13 protein-coding genes, 1 other RNA gene and 1 other annotated feature are annotated in these 15364 nt (G+C 62.9%); all 14 genes read left to right on the top strand.

The genetic code is table 11. From position 1 onward, the window contains the following. Nucleotides 1-12: 12 nt before the first annotated feature. Nucleotides 13-336, top strand: coding sequence for a lipopolysaccharide assembly LapA domain-containing protein (locus K5554_RS09995; RefSeq protein WP_255565370.1), 324 nt, complete (start codon nt 13-15; stop codon nt 334-336). Beyond that, a complete protein-coding gene (gene recJ / locus K5554_RS09990; protein ID WP_221038338.1) occupies nt 333-2645 on the top strand; it encodes a single-stranded-DNA-specific exonuclease RecJ in 2313 nt (770 codons plus the stop codon). The genes K5554_RS09995 and recJ overlap by 4 nt, the downstream gene beginning before the upstream one ends. A 90-nt stretch (nt 2646-2735) precedes the next feature. Then, complete coding sequence (locus K5554_RS09985) at nt 2736-4895, top strand: bifunctional (p)ppGpp synthetase/guanosine-3',5'-bis(diphosphate) 3'-pyrophosphohydrolase (protein ID WP_221038337.1); 2160 nt, start codon at nt 2736-2738, stop codon at nt 4893-4895. A gap of 113 nt (nt 4896-5008) precedes the next feature. Next, the gene (gene dtd, locus K5554_RS09980; RefSeq protein ID WP_221038336.1) at nt 5009-5476 is read left to right on the top strand and encodes a D-aminoacyl-tRNA deacylase; all 468 of its coding nucleotides are present in this window, start codon (nt 5009-5011) and stop codon (nt 5474-5476) included. After that, complete coding sequence (locus tag K5554_RS09975) at nt 5460-6086, top strand: MBL fold metallo-hydrolase (RefSeq protein WP_255565369.1); 627 nt, start codon at nt 5460-5462, stop codon at nt 6084-6086. The genes dtd and K5554_RS09975 overlap by 17 nt, the downstream gene beginning before the upstream one ends. Before the next feature lie 130 nt (nt 6087-6216). Next, nucleotides 6217-7335 (top strand): alanine dehydrogenase, encoded by a 1119-nt coding sequence (gene ald, locus K5554_RS09970; protein WP_221038335.1) that lies wholly within the window; start codon nt 6217-6219, stop codon nt 7333-7335. A gap of 150 nt (nt 7336-7485) precedes the next feature. Then, nucleotides 7486-8829, top strand: coding sequence for a sodium:alanine symporter family protein (locus tag K5554_RS09965; RefSeq protein ID WP_221038334.1), 1344 nt, complete (start codon nt 7486-7488; stop codon nt 8827-8829). A gap of 104 nt (nt 8830-8933) precedes the next feature. Continuing rightward, nucleotides 8934-10055 carry an alanine racemase gene (alr, locus tag K5554_RS09960; protein WP_221038333.1) on the top strand — a complete coding sequence of 374 codons (1122 nt, stop codon included), beginning with the start codon at nt 8934-8936 and terminating at the stop codon, nt 10053-10055. 82 nt (nt 10056-10137) lie between these two features. Further along, a complete protein-coding gene (locus tag K5554_RS09955) occupies nt 10138-10341 on the top strand; it encodes a hypothetical protein (protein WP_221038332.1) in 204 nt (67 codons plus the stop codon). Between the two features lie 38 nt (nt 10342-10379). Beyond that, nucleotides 10380-10586: a binding site (T-box leader), on the top strand. 55 nt (nt 10587-10641) lie between these two features. Next, a complete protein-coding gene (hisS, locus tag K5554_RS09950; RefSeq protein ID WP_221038331.1) occupies nt 10642-11907 on the top strand; it encodes a histidine--tRNA ligase in 1266 nt (421 codons plus the stop codon). A 36-nt stretch (nt 11908-11943) separates the two neighbouring features. Then, nucleotides 11944-13725 carry an aspartate--tRNA ligase gene (gene aspS, locus K5554_RS09945; protein ID WP_221040590.1) on the top strand — a complete coding sequence of 594 codons (1782 nt, stop codon included), beginning with the start codon at nt 11944-11946 and terminating at the stop codon, nt 13723-13725. Between the two features lie 74 nt (nt 13726-13799). Then, nucleotides 13800-13979: non-coding RNA, 6S RNA (gene ssrS / locus K5554_RS09940), on the top strand. A gap of 19 nt (nt 13980-13998) precedes the next feature. Next, the gene (locus K5554_RS09935; RefSeq protein WP_370636874.1) at nt 13999-14748 is read left to right on the top strand and encodes a ThiF family adenylyltransferase; all 750 of its coding nucleotides are present in this window, start codon (nt 13999-14001) and stop codon (nt 14746-14748) included. Next, a complete protein-coding gene (locus tag K5554_RS09930) occupies nt 14745-15344 on the top strand; it encodes a 5-formyltetrahydrofolate cyclo-ligase (RefSeq protein ID WP_221038329.1) in 600 nt (199 codons plus the stop codon). The genes K5554_RS09935 and K5554_RS09930 overlap by 4 nt, the downstream gene beginning before the upstream one ends. Nucleotides 15345-15364 lie beyond the last annotated feature (20 nt).

Below are 15364 nucleotides of genomic sequence, written 5' to 3'. Positions count from 1 at the left end.
GGAGGGTTTTTCGTGCTTATCTTGGTGGTGGCGCTGCTTTGCGCCCTGCTGGTGGCCGTTTTCGCCGTCCAGAACTCCGGGCCGGTGGCCGTGAGCTTTTTTACCTGGCAGTTTGAGATGTCCCTGGTGCTCATTATTCTGGGCGCAGCTGCCCTGGGGGCGGTTGCGGTTTTCCTTTTAGGTAGCGTACGGCTGCTGCGGCAGGGGCGGCGGCTCAAGGAGGCCGCGCAGCGGGCCGAGCGGCTGGAAGCTGAGTTGGCGAAGCTCACGGCACCGGCCCAGGGCGAGAACGGGCCGGCAGCCGGCGACGCTGCTGAAAGGAACCCGTCCGCGTGAAGCGCTGGCAGCTGGCACCGCGTTGCCACCCGGGCCGGGCCGCTAGACTCAGTCGTTCGCTCGGTATCTCCAGCCTCCTGGCGACGCTGCTTATTCAGCGCGGCTACGCCGACGTCGAGGCGGCCCGGCGCTTTCTTACCCCGCAACTTGAAGACCTCCATTCTCCCTTCGCCTTCCGCAGCATGCATGCAGCGCTGGCCAGGCTGCAGCTGGCGCGCGAGCGCCGGGAACGGATCGGAGTTTTCGGCGACTACGATGTCGATGGCATCACCAGTACAGCCCTTCTGGTCTCGGCTTTGCGCGACCAGGGGCTGGAGGTTTCCTACCGCCTGCCGGAGCGCCTGGCGGAAGGGTATGGTTTGAGCAGGACAGGCCTGGAAGAGCTTGTCGCGCAGGGCGTAACGCTCCTTCTCACCGTGGATTGCGGCATTGCCAGCCGCGAAGAGATCGCCTGGGCCCAAAGCCAAGGCGTTGATACCATTGTGTGCGATCACCACCTGCCGCCGCCTTTCCTTCCCCCGGCCGTGGCACTGCTGGACCCGAAGCTTCCCGCCGAAGGCTACCCGTTCACGGAATTGGCCGGCGTAGGGGTGGCCCTTAAGTTGGCGCAGGCCTTGAGCGGAAGGCTTGATCCTGCCTGGCTGGAACTGGCGGCGCTGGGCACGGTGGCGGATGTGGCGCCGCTTACAGGCGAAAACCGGGTGCTGGTGGCCCAGGGCCTTCGGGCCATGGCTGCCTCTTCCTTCCCGGGGCTCAAAGCGCTCCTGGCACAGGCCGGGCTGGATCCCGAGCGGCTGAGCGCCGGACAGCTGAGCTTCCGCCTGGCACCGCGCCTCAACGCTTTGGGGCGCCTCGGGGATGCCTCACCGGGGGTGGAGCTCCTGCTCACCCGGGATGAAGACCGGGCCCAGGAACTCGCTTCGCTCCTGGAACAGGAAAACAGAACGCGCCAGGAGATCGAAGCCGAGGTGCTCGCCGAGGCTGTGGCACAGATAGAAGCGACGGCCGACCTGGAAGAAGACATGGCGCTGGTGGCGGCCGGTGAAGCGTGGCATCCGGGCGTCCTGGGCATAGTGGCTTCTCGGCTGGTGGAGCGCTGGCACCGTCCGGCCCTGGTTATTTCCCTGAGCGGCGAAGAAGGCAAGGGTTCCGGGCGCAGCATTCCCGCTTTTTCCCTGTACGAGGGCCTGAAAAAGAGCAGCCGGTGGCTCAAACAGTTCGGCGGTCACCACCTGGCAGCGGGTTTTTCCTTACGCCGGGCCGACCTGGCGGCATTTCGCTCGGCGTTCCTGGCGGTAGCCCGTTCCTCCTTGTCCCGCGAGGACCTGGTCGCCTGCCAGGCGGTTGACGCCGAAGTAAAACTGGCCGATCTGGACCTTACGGCGGTAGCCGAACTTGAACGCATGGCCCCTTTCGGGCGCGGCAACCCGGAGCCTCTTTTGCTCCTTAAGGATGTCGACGCCGAGCACGCGCGTCCGGTAGGCCGCACTCAGGAGCACCTGCGCCTGCGCTTGAGCCAGGGAGGCAGGCAGGCATGGGCGGTGGCCTTCGGGCTGGGTGAGCGGGCCGGCGAGCTGGCCGGGGGGCGGCTGGACGTAATCGGCACTCCGTCGGTGAACGAGTGGCAGGGCAGGCAAAGCGTCGAAGTGGTTGTCAAGGATGTGTACACCCCGGCGGACCCGGCGGCGATCTGTTGTGTACCGCCGCTTCCGGGGGCGCCCCTCCTTTACGACTTCCGGAACAAGGGCTCGGCCGGGCCTTGCGCCGCCCGTCCAGGCCCGGCGGACCTCTTCCTGACGGCGCCGCCCCTGGGGCCGGCCGACCTGGAAGCAAAGCTTGTCCCCCTGCCGCCCGGCGCCCGGGTGTGGCTGCTGTTTGGTGCGCGCGAGCTTACAGCCGGGCAGCAGGCGGTAAGGAGGCGCTACCCGGACCGCGATTTCTTGGTGGGCCTTTACATCGCTTTGCGGGCGGTTGCCCCAGGCACGGCTACCGCGGGTGTGCTCAGCCGCAGTTTAGGAGCACCCGGAGCTGCGGTACGGCAAGGTCTGGCGGTGCTGGAAGAACTTGGCCTCGTGCAGCGGCAGCCTGCCGTGGGCGGCGAACCCCTCTTTCAGCTGCAGGAGCGTGCGGGCGGCAGGCGCGTAGATCTCACGCGTTCCCGGACCTTTCGCGCCCTGGCCAGGGAGCGGCGGCGGGCTTTGGCTTTTCTGGACTTTATCGGCCGCGCTCCCGGGCCCCGGGTAGCGGCGTTTTGTGCCCTGGTGTGGCTGAGGGCGCACAAGATGACAGAACGGCAGCTTATGTGTTAGACTAAAGATACAATTGGTCGTAGTTTCGGGGCCAAGACCTGTTTAAGGCCGGTGAAGCTTGCCCGGTCTGCTAAGAAAGAAGGGCGGGGCGTGAACCTGGAGAACCTGCTTGCAAAAATAGAAGCCTACAGCCCCTCCGCGGATAGGACACTGGTTATCCGTGCCTATAACTTTGCCGAAACAGCCCATACCGGGCAGTTTCGGATCTCCGGGGACCCTTATATTCAGCACCCCTTGGGGGTCGCCCATATCTTAGCCGAACTGGAACTCGATATCATCACCATCGCCGCCAGCCTCCTGCACGATGTGGTCGAGGACACCCAGTTTACGCTGCAGGATATCGAGCAGGAGTTCGGGACCGAAATGGCCGAACTGGTTGATGGGGTCACTAAACTCAGCCGGATAGAATACAAGTCCAAAGAAGAGCAGCAGGTTGAGAATCTGCGCAAGATGTTTTTCGCGATGGCGAAGGATATCCGGGTGATTCTCATCAAACTGGCCGACCGGCTCCACAACATGCGCACTTTGAAGTTTCTTCCCGTGAAAAAGCAGAAGGAGATCGCCACCGAAACACTGGAGGTGTATGCTCCTTTGGCCCACCGGCTCGGCATTTTCCGGGTCAAGTGGGAACTGGAGGACACGGCTTTTCGTTACCTGGAACCGGAGAAATACTACGAACTGGTGGAGAAGGTGGCGAAAAAGCGCCAGGAGCGGGAAAGCTACATCAACGATGTCATCGCCACTTTAAAGGAGAAACTCGACGAAGTAGAAATCAAGGCGGAAATCCAGGGCCGGCCCAAGCATTTCTACAGCATCTATCACAAGATGACGTCCCAAAACAAGGACTTCAGCGAGATTTACGACCTTACCGCCGTGCGGGTGATTGTGGATACCATTAAAGATTGCTACGGGGTGCTGGGTGTGGTGCACACCCTGTGGAAGCCTGTCCCGGGGCGTTTCAAGGACTACATCGCCATGCCCAAGATCAACATGTACCAATCGCTGCACACCACGGTGATCGGGCCGAACGGAGAGCCGCTGGAGATACAGATCCGCACTTGGGAGATGCACCGCACGGCCGAGTACGGGATTGCCGCTCACTGGCGGTATAAGGAAGGCACCAAATCGAGCGATGAATTTGACCAGAAGCTTTTCTGGTTACGCCAGCTCCTCGAGTGGCAACACGATCTCAAGGATGCCCGCGAGTTCATGGAGACCCTAAAGATCGACCTCTTCTCCGATGAGGTCTTCGTTTTCACCCCCAAGGGCGACGTGATCGACCTGCCTGCCGGCTCCTGCCCGATCGACTTTGCCTACCGCATTCACACCGATGTCGGACACCGCTGTACCGGTGCGAAGGTGAACGGCCACCTGGTGCCCCTGGACTACAAACTCCAGAACGGGGATATCGTGGAAGTTATCACCAGCAAGCTGGCTGCTGGACCGAGCCAGGATTGGCTGAAGCTGGTGCGCACGCCCCAGGCCAAGGCCAAGATCCGGCAGTGGTTTAAGAAGGAGCGGCGGGAAGAGAGCATTGCCCGCGGCAAGGACACGCTGGAAAAAGAGATCCGTAAACTGGGGCTGGAGCCGCACCAGCTCCTGGCCGACCGTCCCCTCGCCGCCGTGCTCGAGCGTTTTAACTTCTCCTCGCCGGAAGACCTGTACGCGGCTGTGGGGTACGGCGGGGTCAACGCCCACCAGGCGGCCCTGAGGCTCCAGGAAGAGTACCGGCGCCTGAATCCCCCGCAAGAAGCTCCCGCCCCCCTGCCGGAGGTACGGCCCCGCCCGGCAAAAGGCCGGCCGAGCCACGGCATCCAGGTTAAAGGGGTGGACAACCTCCTGGTGCGCCTTTCCCACTGCTGTAACCCGGTACCGGGCGATCCGATCATCGGCTACGTCACCCGTGGCCGGGGCGTGTCCATCCACCGGGTGAACTGCCCCAACGTCGCCTTCCTCAATGACCCGGAACGGCTCATCGAAGTGAGCTGGGATGAAGACCGCTCCGCCTCCTTTGAAGCCGATGTGGAGTTGGAAGCGATGGACCGGGCCGGGCTGCTCGGGGATGTGATGAATGTCTTGAGCGATATGCGCACGCGCATCAACGCGGTCAACGCCCGTACCACCAGGAACAAGGTCGCCATCATCAACCTGCGGCTGGAGATTAAGGACTTGGACGATTTAAAGTTCATCATGAACCGACTCAGCGGCATCCGCGATGTTTTCAGCGTGGAGCGGGTGACACCCGCCTGAAGAGGGTGGGCGTCCGCGCCGCAGCGGAATGCCGGGGGAGATAAGAACCTTTTTACAGGCTCGGGGTGCCACCCTGGCATGGGGGCAACCGGTAGGTAAGGAGGAACGCAGCTTTGCGCGCGGTGCTACAAAGGGTCATAAAGGCGCAGGTGACCGTAGATAAAACGGTGGTCGGGGCCATCGGCCCCGGGCTCGTGGTGCTGCTCGGTGTGGCCGTCGGCGACAGCGCCGAGGACGCAGCTTACCTGGCGGAAAAAACGGTTAATCTGCGCATTTTTGAGGATGAGGCGGGGAAGCTCAACCGCTCGCTCCTCGAAGTAGGCGGTGAGGTGCTGGCTGTTTCCCAGTTCACGCTCTTAGGGGACTGCCGCAAGGGGCGCCGCCCCAGCTTTGTGCAGGCTGCAGCGCCGGAGATCGCCGAGCCCCTCTATGAAAAGTACGTCGACGAGCTTAAGCGGGCTGGGGTAAGGGTAGCCACGGGGGTGTTCCGCACCGAAATGCTGGTCGAGATTCATAACCACGGCCCCGTCACCCTGATTCTTGACAGCCGGAGGGAAGACGCACATGGAGATGGAAATTGAACGCTTGGTCGTTGGTCCCATTGCCGCCAACTGTTACCTGGTGCGCTGCTCGGCCGGGGGCGACACGATCGTGATCGACCCGGGAGCGGAAGGAGAGCGCATCCTGGCACGGGCGAAAGAAAAAGGCCTTAAGATCCGTTACATCGTTAACACGCACGGTCACGGCGATCACATCGGGGCCAACGCCGCGGTGCAGGCCGCGACGGGAGCACCGATCCTCATCCACGCGGCCGATGCGCCCCTTCTGACTTCGGCGGTGAAGAATCTTTCCTCCTGGCTCGCCGGCGGCGTCGTCAGCCCGCCGGCCGGCCGCCTGCTGGCCGACGAGGAGGAAATCGCCTGCGGGGAGGTGGTGTTTAAGGTGCTGGCCACCCCCGGGCATACCCCGGGCGGGATTTCCCTGTTCACCCCAGGAACAGTCTTCACCGGCGACACACTTTTTCAGGGTTCCGTCGGCCGTTCAGACTTTCCAGGCGGCTCGCACTCCCAGCTGCTGCAGAGCATCCGCGGAAAACTGCTGGTTTTACCGGATGACACCCAGGTTTACCCGGGACACGGGGCTCCGACGACCATTGGCCGGGAGAAAAAGGGCAATCCTTTTCTTGCCTAGGCGGGTTTTAGGTATTCTAAAAAATTTTCGTTTCGGCAATAACAGGGGGCAGGATTTTCCTTACCGCACAGCGAAGAAAGAAGCGGGCTAGTAGAGAAAAGGCCCGATTAAAGCTAAGGGGGATTGTGCGGTGATTGTGGGAGTGCCCAAGGAGATTAAGGACCACGAGTTCAGGGTCGGCATGACCCCGGCCGGCGTCGAAGCCATGAAAAAAGCCGGCCATCGGGTGGTGATCCAAAAAGGCGGCGGGGAGGGCAGCGGGATCAGCGACGCGGAATACGTCCAGGCCGGGGCGGAAATCCTCCCCACCGCGGAGAGCGTATACGAAACGGCGGAAATGATTGTTAAAGTCAAAGAACCCCTGCCGCCGGAATATGATTTGATGCACGAAGGGCAGATCATCTTCACCTACCTGCACCTGGCCCCCGAAAAAGAATTGACAAGCGCGCTCCTAAAACACAAGGTGGTGGGCGTGGCCTTTGAGACTGTGCAGTTGGCCAACGGGGCCCTGCCGCTCCTCAGTCCCATGAGCGAAATCGCCGGGCGCATGGCGGTGCAGATCGGTGCCCACTACCTGGAAAAACAAAACGGCGGTTTGGGAGTGCTCCTTTCCGGGGTTCCGGGGGTACCGCCGGCCAAGGTGGCCATCATCGGCGGCGGCACGGTAGGCATGAACGCGGCCCGCCTCGCCCTGGGGATGGGTGCCGACGTCACTGTGGTGGATATTAAACTCGATAAGCTCATTTATCTCGATAACCTTTTCCAGGGCCGGGTCAAAACCCTGATTTCCAATAGCTACAACATCGCGCGCCTGGTGCAAGAGGCCGACCTGGTTATCGGGTGCGTGCTCATTCCCGGCGCCCGGACCCCCGTGCTGGTGACCGAGGAAATGGTGAAGAGCATGAAGCCGGGCAGCGTAATCGTCGACGTAGCCATCGACCAGGGCGGCTCAGTAGAGACAATGGACCGTATCACCAGCCACAGCAACCCGACCTTCATTAAGTATGGCGTCGTTCACTACTCGGTACCGAACATCCCCGGCGCGGTGGCCCGTACTTCTACCTTCGCCCTGGCCAACGCCACTCTGCCCTACGCTCTCCAGCTGGCGAGCAAGGGCTGGAAGAGGGCCATGCAGGATGACGCGGCCCTGGCCAAGGGGCTGAACGTGGTAGACGGCAGGGTCACCTTTAAGGCGGTGGCCGACTACCAGGGGTTGCCCTACACTCCACTCGAAGAAGTCCTAAGGTAAGCATGGGACGGGCCGCCTCCGGGCGGCCCGGGCAGCCTACCCCCTGCCCGTCGGAAGGCGGTCGGAAGGAGGTGGTGTTTCGCGTCAAGTGCCAGAATGTTCGGCATTGAGAGTCTCTTTCAGCACTAAAAGGCAAAGGAGGCGCGACAGGTGGAACTGATAATGGCGATCAACTCGCAGATAAACTCGATCGTTTGGGGCCCGCCCATGTTGATCCTCCTGGTGGGTACCGGCATTTATCTCACTGTTCGCCAGAACTGGCTGCAGGTCTCGAAGTTCGGTTATGCCATGCGCCATACCGTCGGGAAATTAACAGAGAAGGGCGAAGGGAAAAAAGGCGAGGTTACACCGTTTCAGGCGCTGGCCACGGCCATGGCCGGTACGGTGGGTACCGGCAACATCGCCGGTGTGGCGACGGCCATCGCTCTGGGCGGGCCGGGCGCCGTTTTCTGGATGTGGCTCTCGGCCTTCTTCGGCATGGTGACCAAGTACTCTGAGGTGACGCTGGCTGTTCACTACCGCGAAATCAAGCCCGACGGCACGGTTATCGGCGGTCCCTTCCAGTACCTCGAGAAGGGCGTGCACGCCAAGTGGCTGGCCGTGCTGTTTGCCGTCTTCGGATTCTTGGCTTCCTTCGGCATTGGTAACATGACCCAAGCCAATTCGGTGGCGCTGGCGCTTAAAACTTCATTCGGTGTGCCCGAGGTGGTCACGGGAATCATCATTGCCGTCTTAACCGGCGTGGTGATCCTGGGCGGGTTAAAGAGCATCGTCAGGGTGACCGAGAAGCTGGTTCCCTTTATGGCCATTTTCTATGTTCTCGGGGGTTTGATCCTGATTATTCTCAACATCGGCAAGCTGCCGGCCGCCATCGGAATGATCTTCAGCCAGGCATTTACCGGCACGGCCGCGGTGGGAGGCTTTGCGGGCTCAACGGTGATGCTGGCCATGACCAAGGGTGTGGCACGCGGCGTCTTCAGCAACGAAGCCGGCTTGGGCAGTGCTCCGATCGTCCACGCCACGGCGCGGGTTGACCACCCGGTACAGCAGGGTTTATGGGGCATCTTTGAGGTCTTTATGGATACTCTCGTCATCTGCTCCATCACCGCCCTTGCCATCGTCATGACCGGCGCCTGGGAAACCGGCAAATCGAGTACGGAGCTTACCATTACCGCCTTCAACACCAGCCTGCCCGGGGTAGGTACCTTCATTGTCACCATCGGAGCCGTTTTGTTCGCCTACTCCACGCTCCTTTCCTGGGAGTACTACGGTGAAAAGTGCCTGGAGTATCTGGGCGGGTCGGGCGTGCGCCTCCCTTACCGCATCATCTTCCTGCCGTTCCTGGCTATCGGCGCGGTCGGCGGTCTCGAGTTCATCTGGGACCTGGCCGACACCCTTAACGGCCTGATGGCCATTCCGAACCTCATCGGCCTGCTCTTCCTCTCGCCGGTGATCTTCAGACTCACGCGCGAGTACTTTACAGAAAAGGCTTAGCTGCCTCAAACCCCGCTGCGGCGGGGTTTCTTTTGGGCCGAAAGAGGAATTCGCCTTACTAAGGGCGAATCAAGGGGAAAAGAAGCTAGATTGGGGGAGGTAACATGGGACTTCGGCCGACGTGGGCGGAGGTTGACTTGGCCGCCTTTGCCGCCAACCTGCGGGCGGTGAAGGACCTGGTGGGGCCGCGGGTTAAAGTGATGGCAGTGGTGAAGGCCGACGCCTACGGCCATGGAGCGGTGCGCCTGGCCCAGGTGGCGGCGGCCAACGGGGCGGAACAGCTGGCCGTGGCCACCCTGGACGAGGCGGTTACCCTGCGGGAGGCGGGCCTTAAGCTCCCGATCCTCGTCCTGGGTACCTCCATCCCGGGTGACGGGGTGGAGGAAGCGGTGGAGCGGGGCATCGCGCAGGCCCTCTGCACGGTCGAGCTTGCCGAGGCGCTTTCCAGGGCCGCAGCCCGCCGCGGCAAGGCGGCGTTGGCCCACCTAAAAGTGGATACCGGCATGAGCCGGATCGGGGTGCGCCCGCACGAAGCGGTGCCGTTTATGGAACGCGTCGGGCGCCTGCCGGGCCTGCGGTTGGAAGGCATCTTCAGCCACTTCGCCGCCGCCGACGAACCGGACAACGCATATACCGAGCTGCAGTTCCGCCGCTTTCAGGATACCCTGGCGGCTCTGGCCAAAGCCGGGTACACCTTTCCCCACCGGCACATCGCCAACAGCGCGGCCATCTTGGACCACCCGGAGATGCACCTTGACATGGTGCGGCCCGGGTGCATCCTCTTCGGCTCCTGGCCTGGTGAAAAAACCCAGCGCAAGATCAGCCTCAAGCCTACCCTGGCTTTAAAGACGCGCATCGTCTTTCTCAAACGCGTTTCGGCCGGCACACCGGTGAGCTACGGGTTAACCTATAAGGCACCGGCGGAACGGCTCCTCGCCACGCTCCCCGTCGGCTATGCCGACGGTTACCGCCGCGGCCTTTCGAACAAGGCCAGCGTGCTCGTACGCGGCGTGCGTGCGCCGATTGTGGGGCGGGTGTGTATGGACCAGTGCGTGGTGGACGTGACCGCCGTCCCGGGCGTCGCCCTGGGTGACGAGGTGGTCCTCATCGGGCGGCAGGGAGAAGAGGAAATAACGGCCCAGGAACTGGCCGACCTGCTCGGGACGCTGGACCTCGAGCTGTTCTGCGGCATCGCGCCGCGCGTCCCCCGCGTTTACCGGGAGTAGACACCCTCGATCGGTCGAAGATGGATATGAACTTGTACCCGGGGAATTCTTAAGAGAGAAGCAAAAACCGGGAGGGTTCCCCGTGCGGAGCGATCGAACGCCGGACCTCAGTGGGATGAGCGACATCCCCCACGACGATCTCGAGGTGCAGCAGTTTCTGCTCGCCCCTTTCTGGGAAAGCTTTTACAGTGATCTCGACACCATGTTCGACCGGCGCCAGGTGGGTATGCAGCTGGCCATGGTGGAAGACCTGATCCAGGACTGGGATAAGCCGGCTCCCGATTGACACCTGGCGGCTCAAGCGCTAAAATGGAAACCGATAGCGTTAAAGCGTAGACGGGGAGAGTAAGCGACCACCGCCTGCTCCAGAGAAAGCAGCCTGGAGTGCGAGCTGCTGCAGGGGAAGCGCTGAAAAACACCCCGGAGCGGCCTGCTGAAGGGGAGTAGGCAGGCACGGGTTTTCCCGTTAGCGATGAAGTGGGGCGTTCTGCCCAAACAGGGTGGTACCGCGGGGCTCCTCCCGTCCCTGGCTGACCTGGGGCCGGGGAGGGGAGTTTTTTATATGTTGCGAAAAAGGAGGGTTCGCATGCTTACGACAGCACCGCGCGGAACGCGCGACATTCTCCCGGATGAGGTGGCCAGGTGGCATTATCTCGAAGACGTTATCCGGGCCCACTGCCGCCTGTTCGGTTACGGCGAGATCCGCCTGCCCCTCTTTGAACATACCGAGCTCTTTCAGCGCGGGGTAGGGGAAACCACCGACATTGTGGAGAAGGAGATGTACACCTTTACCGACCGCGGGGGCCGGAGCCTTACCTTGCGCCCCGAGGCCACCGCGTCGACGGTGCGCGCCTACCTGGAGCACAACTTGCCGGCCGGGCCCCAGCCGGCCAAGTTCTACTACCTGGGGCCGATGTTTCGCTACGACCGCCCCCAGGCCGGCCGCTACCGTCAGTTTTCCCAGTTCGGCGTTGAGGCCATCGGCTCAGCCGACCCCACCCTGGATGCCGAGGTTATCCTTCTGGCCCTGGATTTCTATGCCAAGCTGGGTCTTAAGGACTTGACGGTGGAGCTGAACAGCATCGGTTGCCCGGTCTGCCGCACCGAGTATCGCCAGGCTTTGGTCGGCTACCTCCGTGCCCATGAAAAGGAGCTTTGCACCAGCTGCCTGGACCGTCTGGAACGCAATCCCCTGCGCGTGCTTGACTGCAAGGAAGAAGGCTGCCGGACGGTGACCCAGGGTGCGCCCGGACTGGCCGAATACCTGTGCCCGGACTGCCGGGAGCATTTTCGTCTGGTGCAGGAGTGCTTAAAGTCCGTGGGCGCCAGGTATGTGCTCAACCCGGCCTTGGTGCGCGGGCTTGACTATTACACGAAGACGGTGTTTGAGATTACCTGGGCCGGGCTCGGTGCGCAGACGGCTCTCTGCGGTGGTGGGCGCTATGACGGCCTGGTGGAGGAGTGTGGCGGCCCGCCTACCCCAGGGGTGGGTTTTGCCATGGGACTGGAACGGCTGCTGCTGGCGCTGGAGCAGGCCGGGATAGAGCTGCCGGGCAAAGAAGCCCCCGAGGTGTTTGTGGCCGCCGTCACCCCGGAGGAGAACCCGGCTGCCTTCAACCTGGTGACAAAGCTGCGCCGGGCCGGTCTGGCGGCCGAAAAGGACTACCTGCAGCGCAGCCTCCGGGCGCAGCTTAAGCAGGCGAACCGCCAGGGGGCAAGAGAGACCGTGATCGTCGGTGGCGAGGAGGCCGCCCGCGGCAACGTCTCATTGCGCAACATGGTAACCGGCACCCAAGAAGAGGTCCCGGTGCGGGAGTTGGTGGCCGTCCTGAAGGGGCGGCTGGGTAAATAGACTGCAAGGCTTGGATGGGAGTGAAAGAGCGTGACGATGGCACAAAAAGAGCCCTGGCAGCGTACCCGCACCTGCGGGGAACTCGGCCTGGACACTGTCGGGGAGGTTGTGGTGCTTGACGGCTGGGTGCAGCGGCGCCGGGACCACGGCGGGCTGATCTTCATTGACTTAAGAGATCGTTCCGGCATCGTGCAGGTGGTCTTCAGCCCGGAGCGGAGCAAGGACGCCTTTCATAGCGCCGAACAAGTGCGCAACGAGTATGTCCTGGCGGTGCGGGGCAGCGTGCGGCGGCGCCCGGAGGGAACCGCCAATCCAAAACTTTCTACCGGTGAGGTTGAGGTGCTGGCGGATGCCGTCTGGGTGCTGAACGCGGCCAAGACACCACCCTTTTACATTGAAGAGAAGGTGGACGTGGATGAATCCGTTCGCCTGCGCTACCGCTACCTGGACCTCAGGCGGCCGGAGCTGAAGCGCAACCTGATGCTCCGGCACCGGGCGGCCAAGGTGGTGCGCGATTTCCTTGACGCCCACGGGTTCCTCGAGATTGAAACCCCGATGCTGACGCGCAGCACACCGGAGGGCGCCCGCGACTTCCTCGTGCCCAGCCGGCTGAACCCGGGTGAATTCTACGCTTTGCCCCAGTCGCCCCAGCTTTTTAAGCAGCTGCTTATGGCGGCGGGCATGGAAAAGTACTTCCAGATTGTACGCTGTTTCCGGGACGAAGACCTGAGGGCGGACCGTCAGCCGGAGTTCACCCAGATCGATATCGAGATGTCCTTTATCACCCCGCACGACATCCAGCAGCTGATGGAAGAGATGATGGCAGCAGTCTTTAAAGAGACCATCGGGCGTGAGCTTGCGTTGCCCTTCCCGCGCATCAGCTACCATGAAGCGATGGAGCGCTACGGCAGCGACAAGCCGGACCTGCGCTTTGGGCTGCCCCTGGTGGATGCAGCGCCGGCTTTTGCCGGAACGGAGATTAAGGTCTTCCAGACGGTTCTGGCCCAAGGCGGCCGCATCAAGGGAATCAATGCCAAAGGCTGCGCCGGCTTTACGCGCCGGGAAATTGACGAGCTGACGGCGGTGGTGACGCAGCTGGGAGCCAAGGGCCTGGCCTGGATCGCCCTGGAAGGCGATGGGCACCTGCGTTCACCTCTGGCCAAGGTACTGCGCGCGACCGAGGCGGCGGAGCTTAAGCGCCTCTTTGCCGCGGAGCCGGGCGATCTGCTCCTCCTCGTTGCCGCTGACGCGCACACAGTTGCGTTGGCTTTAGGGCAGCTGCGGCTTTTCCTGGGACAAAAGCTCGGCCTGATCGACCCGCAGGCCCTGGCCTTCACCTGGGTGACCGATTTCCCGCTCTTCGAGTGGAGCGAAGAAGAGGGGCGCTATGTGGCCATGCACCATCCCTTCACCTCTCCCCGGGAAGATGACCTGCCCTTCCTCGAAAGCGAACCCGGTAAGGTGCGCGCCAAGGCCTACGACCTGGTCCTCAACGGTGTGGAGGTAGGGGGCGGCAGCGTCCGCATCCATACCCGGGCGGTGCAGGAAAAGATGTTCCGCGCCCTGGGGATAACCCCGGAGGAGGCGCAGGCGAAATTCGGCTTTCTCCTTGAGGCCTTCGAGTATGGCACGCCGCCCCACGGCGGCATCGCCTTCGGCTTTGACCGCTTGGTGATGCTCCTGGCCGGCGAGGAGAGTATCCGCGACGTGATCGCCTTCCCGAAAACCGCCTCCGGCACCTGCCTCCTCACGGGTGCCCCGGCCTCGGTCGAGCCGCGCCAGCTGGCCGAACTACACATCAAGACCACGCGGTCCTAAGGAAGCCGAGGCGTTTCCACCTCCCTCCCCTTGAAAAGAGACGCGTAATGTGCTAAGATAGGCCCAGAAACAAAAGATCCCTGCTGTGTGCGTGGCAGTCGGCATGTTTTGAGCCAACACCTTTGAAGCGGGAGCACAGTCTCTGATAGCGGCGTACATGCCCCGGTGGGGAAGTATAAGGCTGTCAGGCTGGCACCCACGTGCTTGAGAGAGCAGCTTCAAAAACGGTCGACCCACGGCATGGTGGGGTTTTTTTGTAGGGGGAAGCACCTTTTGCGTGCAGAGTTTAGTCGCAGCGCCCTTCTTATTGGTGAAGCGGGCCTAGCGCGCCTGGCCAGGGCCCGCGTCGCCGTTTTCGGCATCGGCGGGGTCGGGTCCTGGGCCGTCGAAGCCCTGGCCCGGGCCGGCGTGGGCCGCCTGGTGCTGGTGGACCACGACCGGGTAGCCGTAAGCAACCTTAACCGGCAGCTGGAGGCCACCTGGGCCACCATCGGCCAGCTCAAGGTAAAGGCCATGGCGGAGCGCCTGCACAGCATCAACCCGGAGGCCGATGTTGAGGCTCTGGCCGCCTTTTACCGTGCGGAAACGGCCGCACAGCTTGTGCGCCCGGATTACGATTACATCCTTGATGCCATGGACACGCTGAGCGCCAAGGTCGACCTGATCAGCCGCGCTTTGGCGCTGGGCGTACCCCTGATCTCCAGCATGGGCGCAGGCAACCGCCTGGAAGCGGGCGGCTTTCGCGTCGCCGACATCAGCGAAACATATGGGTGCCCGCTGGCGCGGTCGGTGCGCCGGGCGCTCAAGGCGCGCGGGATAACCCGCGGCGTAAAGGTGGTCTTTTCGCCCGATCCACCGCTGAAGCCCCGGCCGGCAGCGGAAGAACCGGCGCCGGGACGGCGGAGCATTCCGGGGAGCATCTCCTTCGTTCCGCCGGTGGCCGGGCTCCTCATGGCCGGGGAGTGCGTGCGCACCCTGCTGCGCGCGGCGTCTCTACCCGGGGAAAAGGGGGATACACTGTGACGCAGGAAGCAAAGGCCGAACTGCGGCGTAGGGTGCTGGCGCGGCGCGACGCTCTGGCGCCGTCCGAACGCCGAAGGTTGAGCCGCGCCATCACAGAACGGCTCCTGGCCTGGCCGCTATTCCAAAACGCCCGGGTGGTGCTGCTTTACGCCGGGGTACGTTCGGAGGTGGCCACGGAGGAGCTGACCAGGTCTTCCTTGGCGCTGGGCAAAGCGGTTCTGATGCCGCGCTGCCTGCCGGCGACACACGAACTCGTCCTTGTACCCATTGCCGCCTGGGAAGAGCTTGAACCTGGTTTTTGCGGGCTCCTCGAGCCGCCGGCGCCGGCTGAGCCGCCGGAGACGCCGCCCGACCTGGTGGTGGTGCCGGGGGTTGCCTTTGACCTTTCAGGCTACCGCATCGGCTACGGCGGCGGCTATTACGACCGGCTGCTGGCGCGTCTGGGCCGGGTACCCAGTGTGGGCCTGGCTTTTGAGGTGCAGGTTTTAGACCGGGTGCCGCACGGGGAGCATGACCGGCCGGTGGCCTTCGTTGCCACCGAAGCGCGGCTGGTCCCCGGCAGGGATTGGCCGGCGCACGTCGAAGCCATAAGATAAAGCAGCACGGAAAGGGAGAA

Origin of the sequence: Gelria sp. Kuro-4 (assembly GCF_019668485.1) — a bacterium.
GTDB lineage: Bacteria > Bacillota > DTU030 > DUMP01 > DUMP01 > DUMP01.
This window is presented reverse-complemented; position numbering and strand designations above follow the sequence as displayed.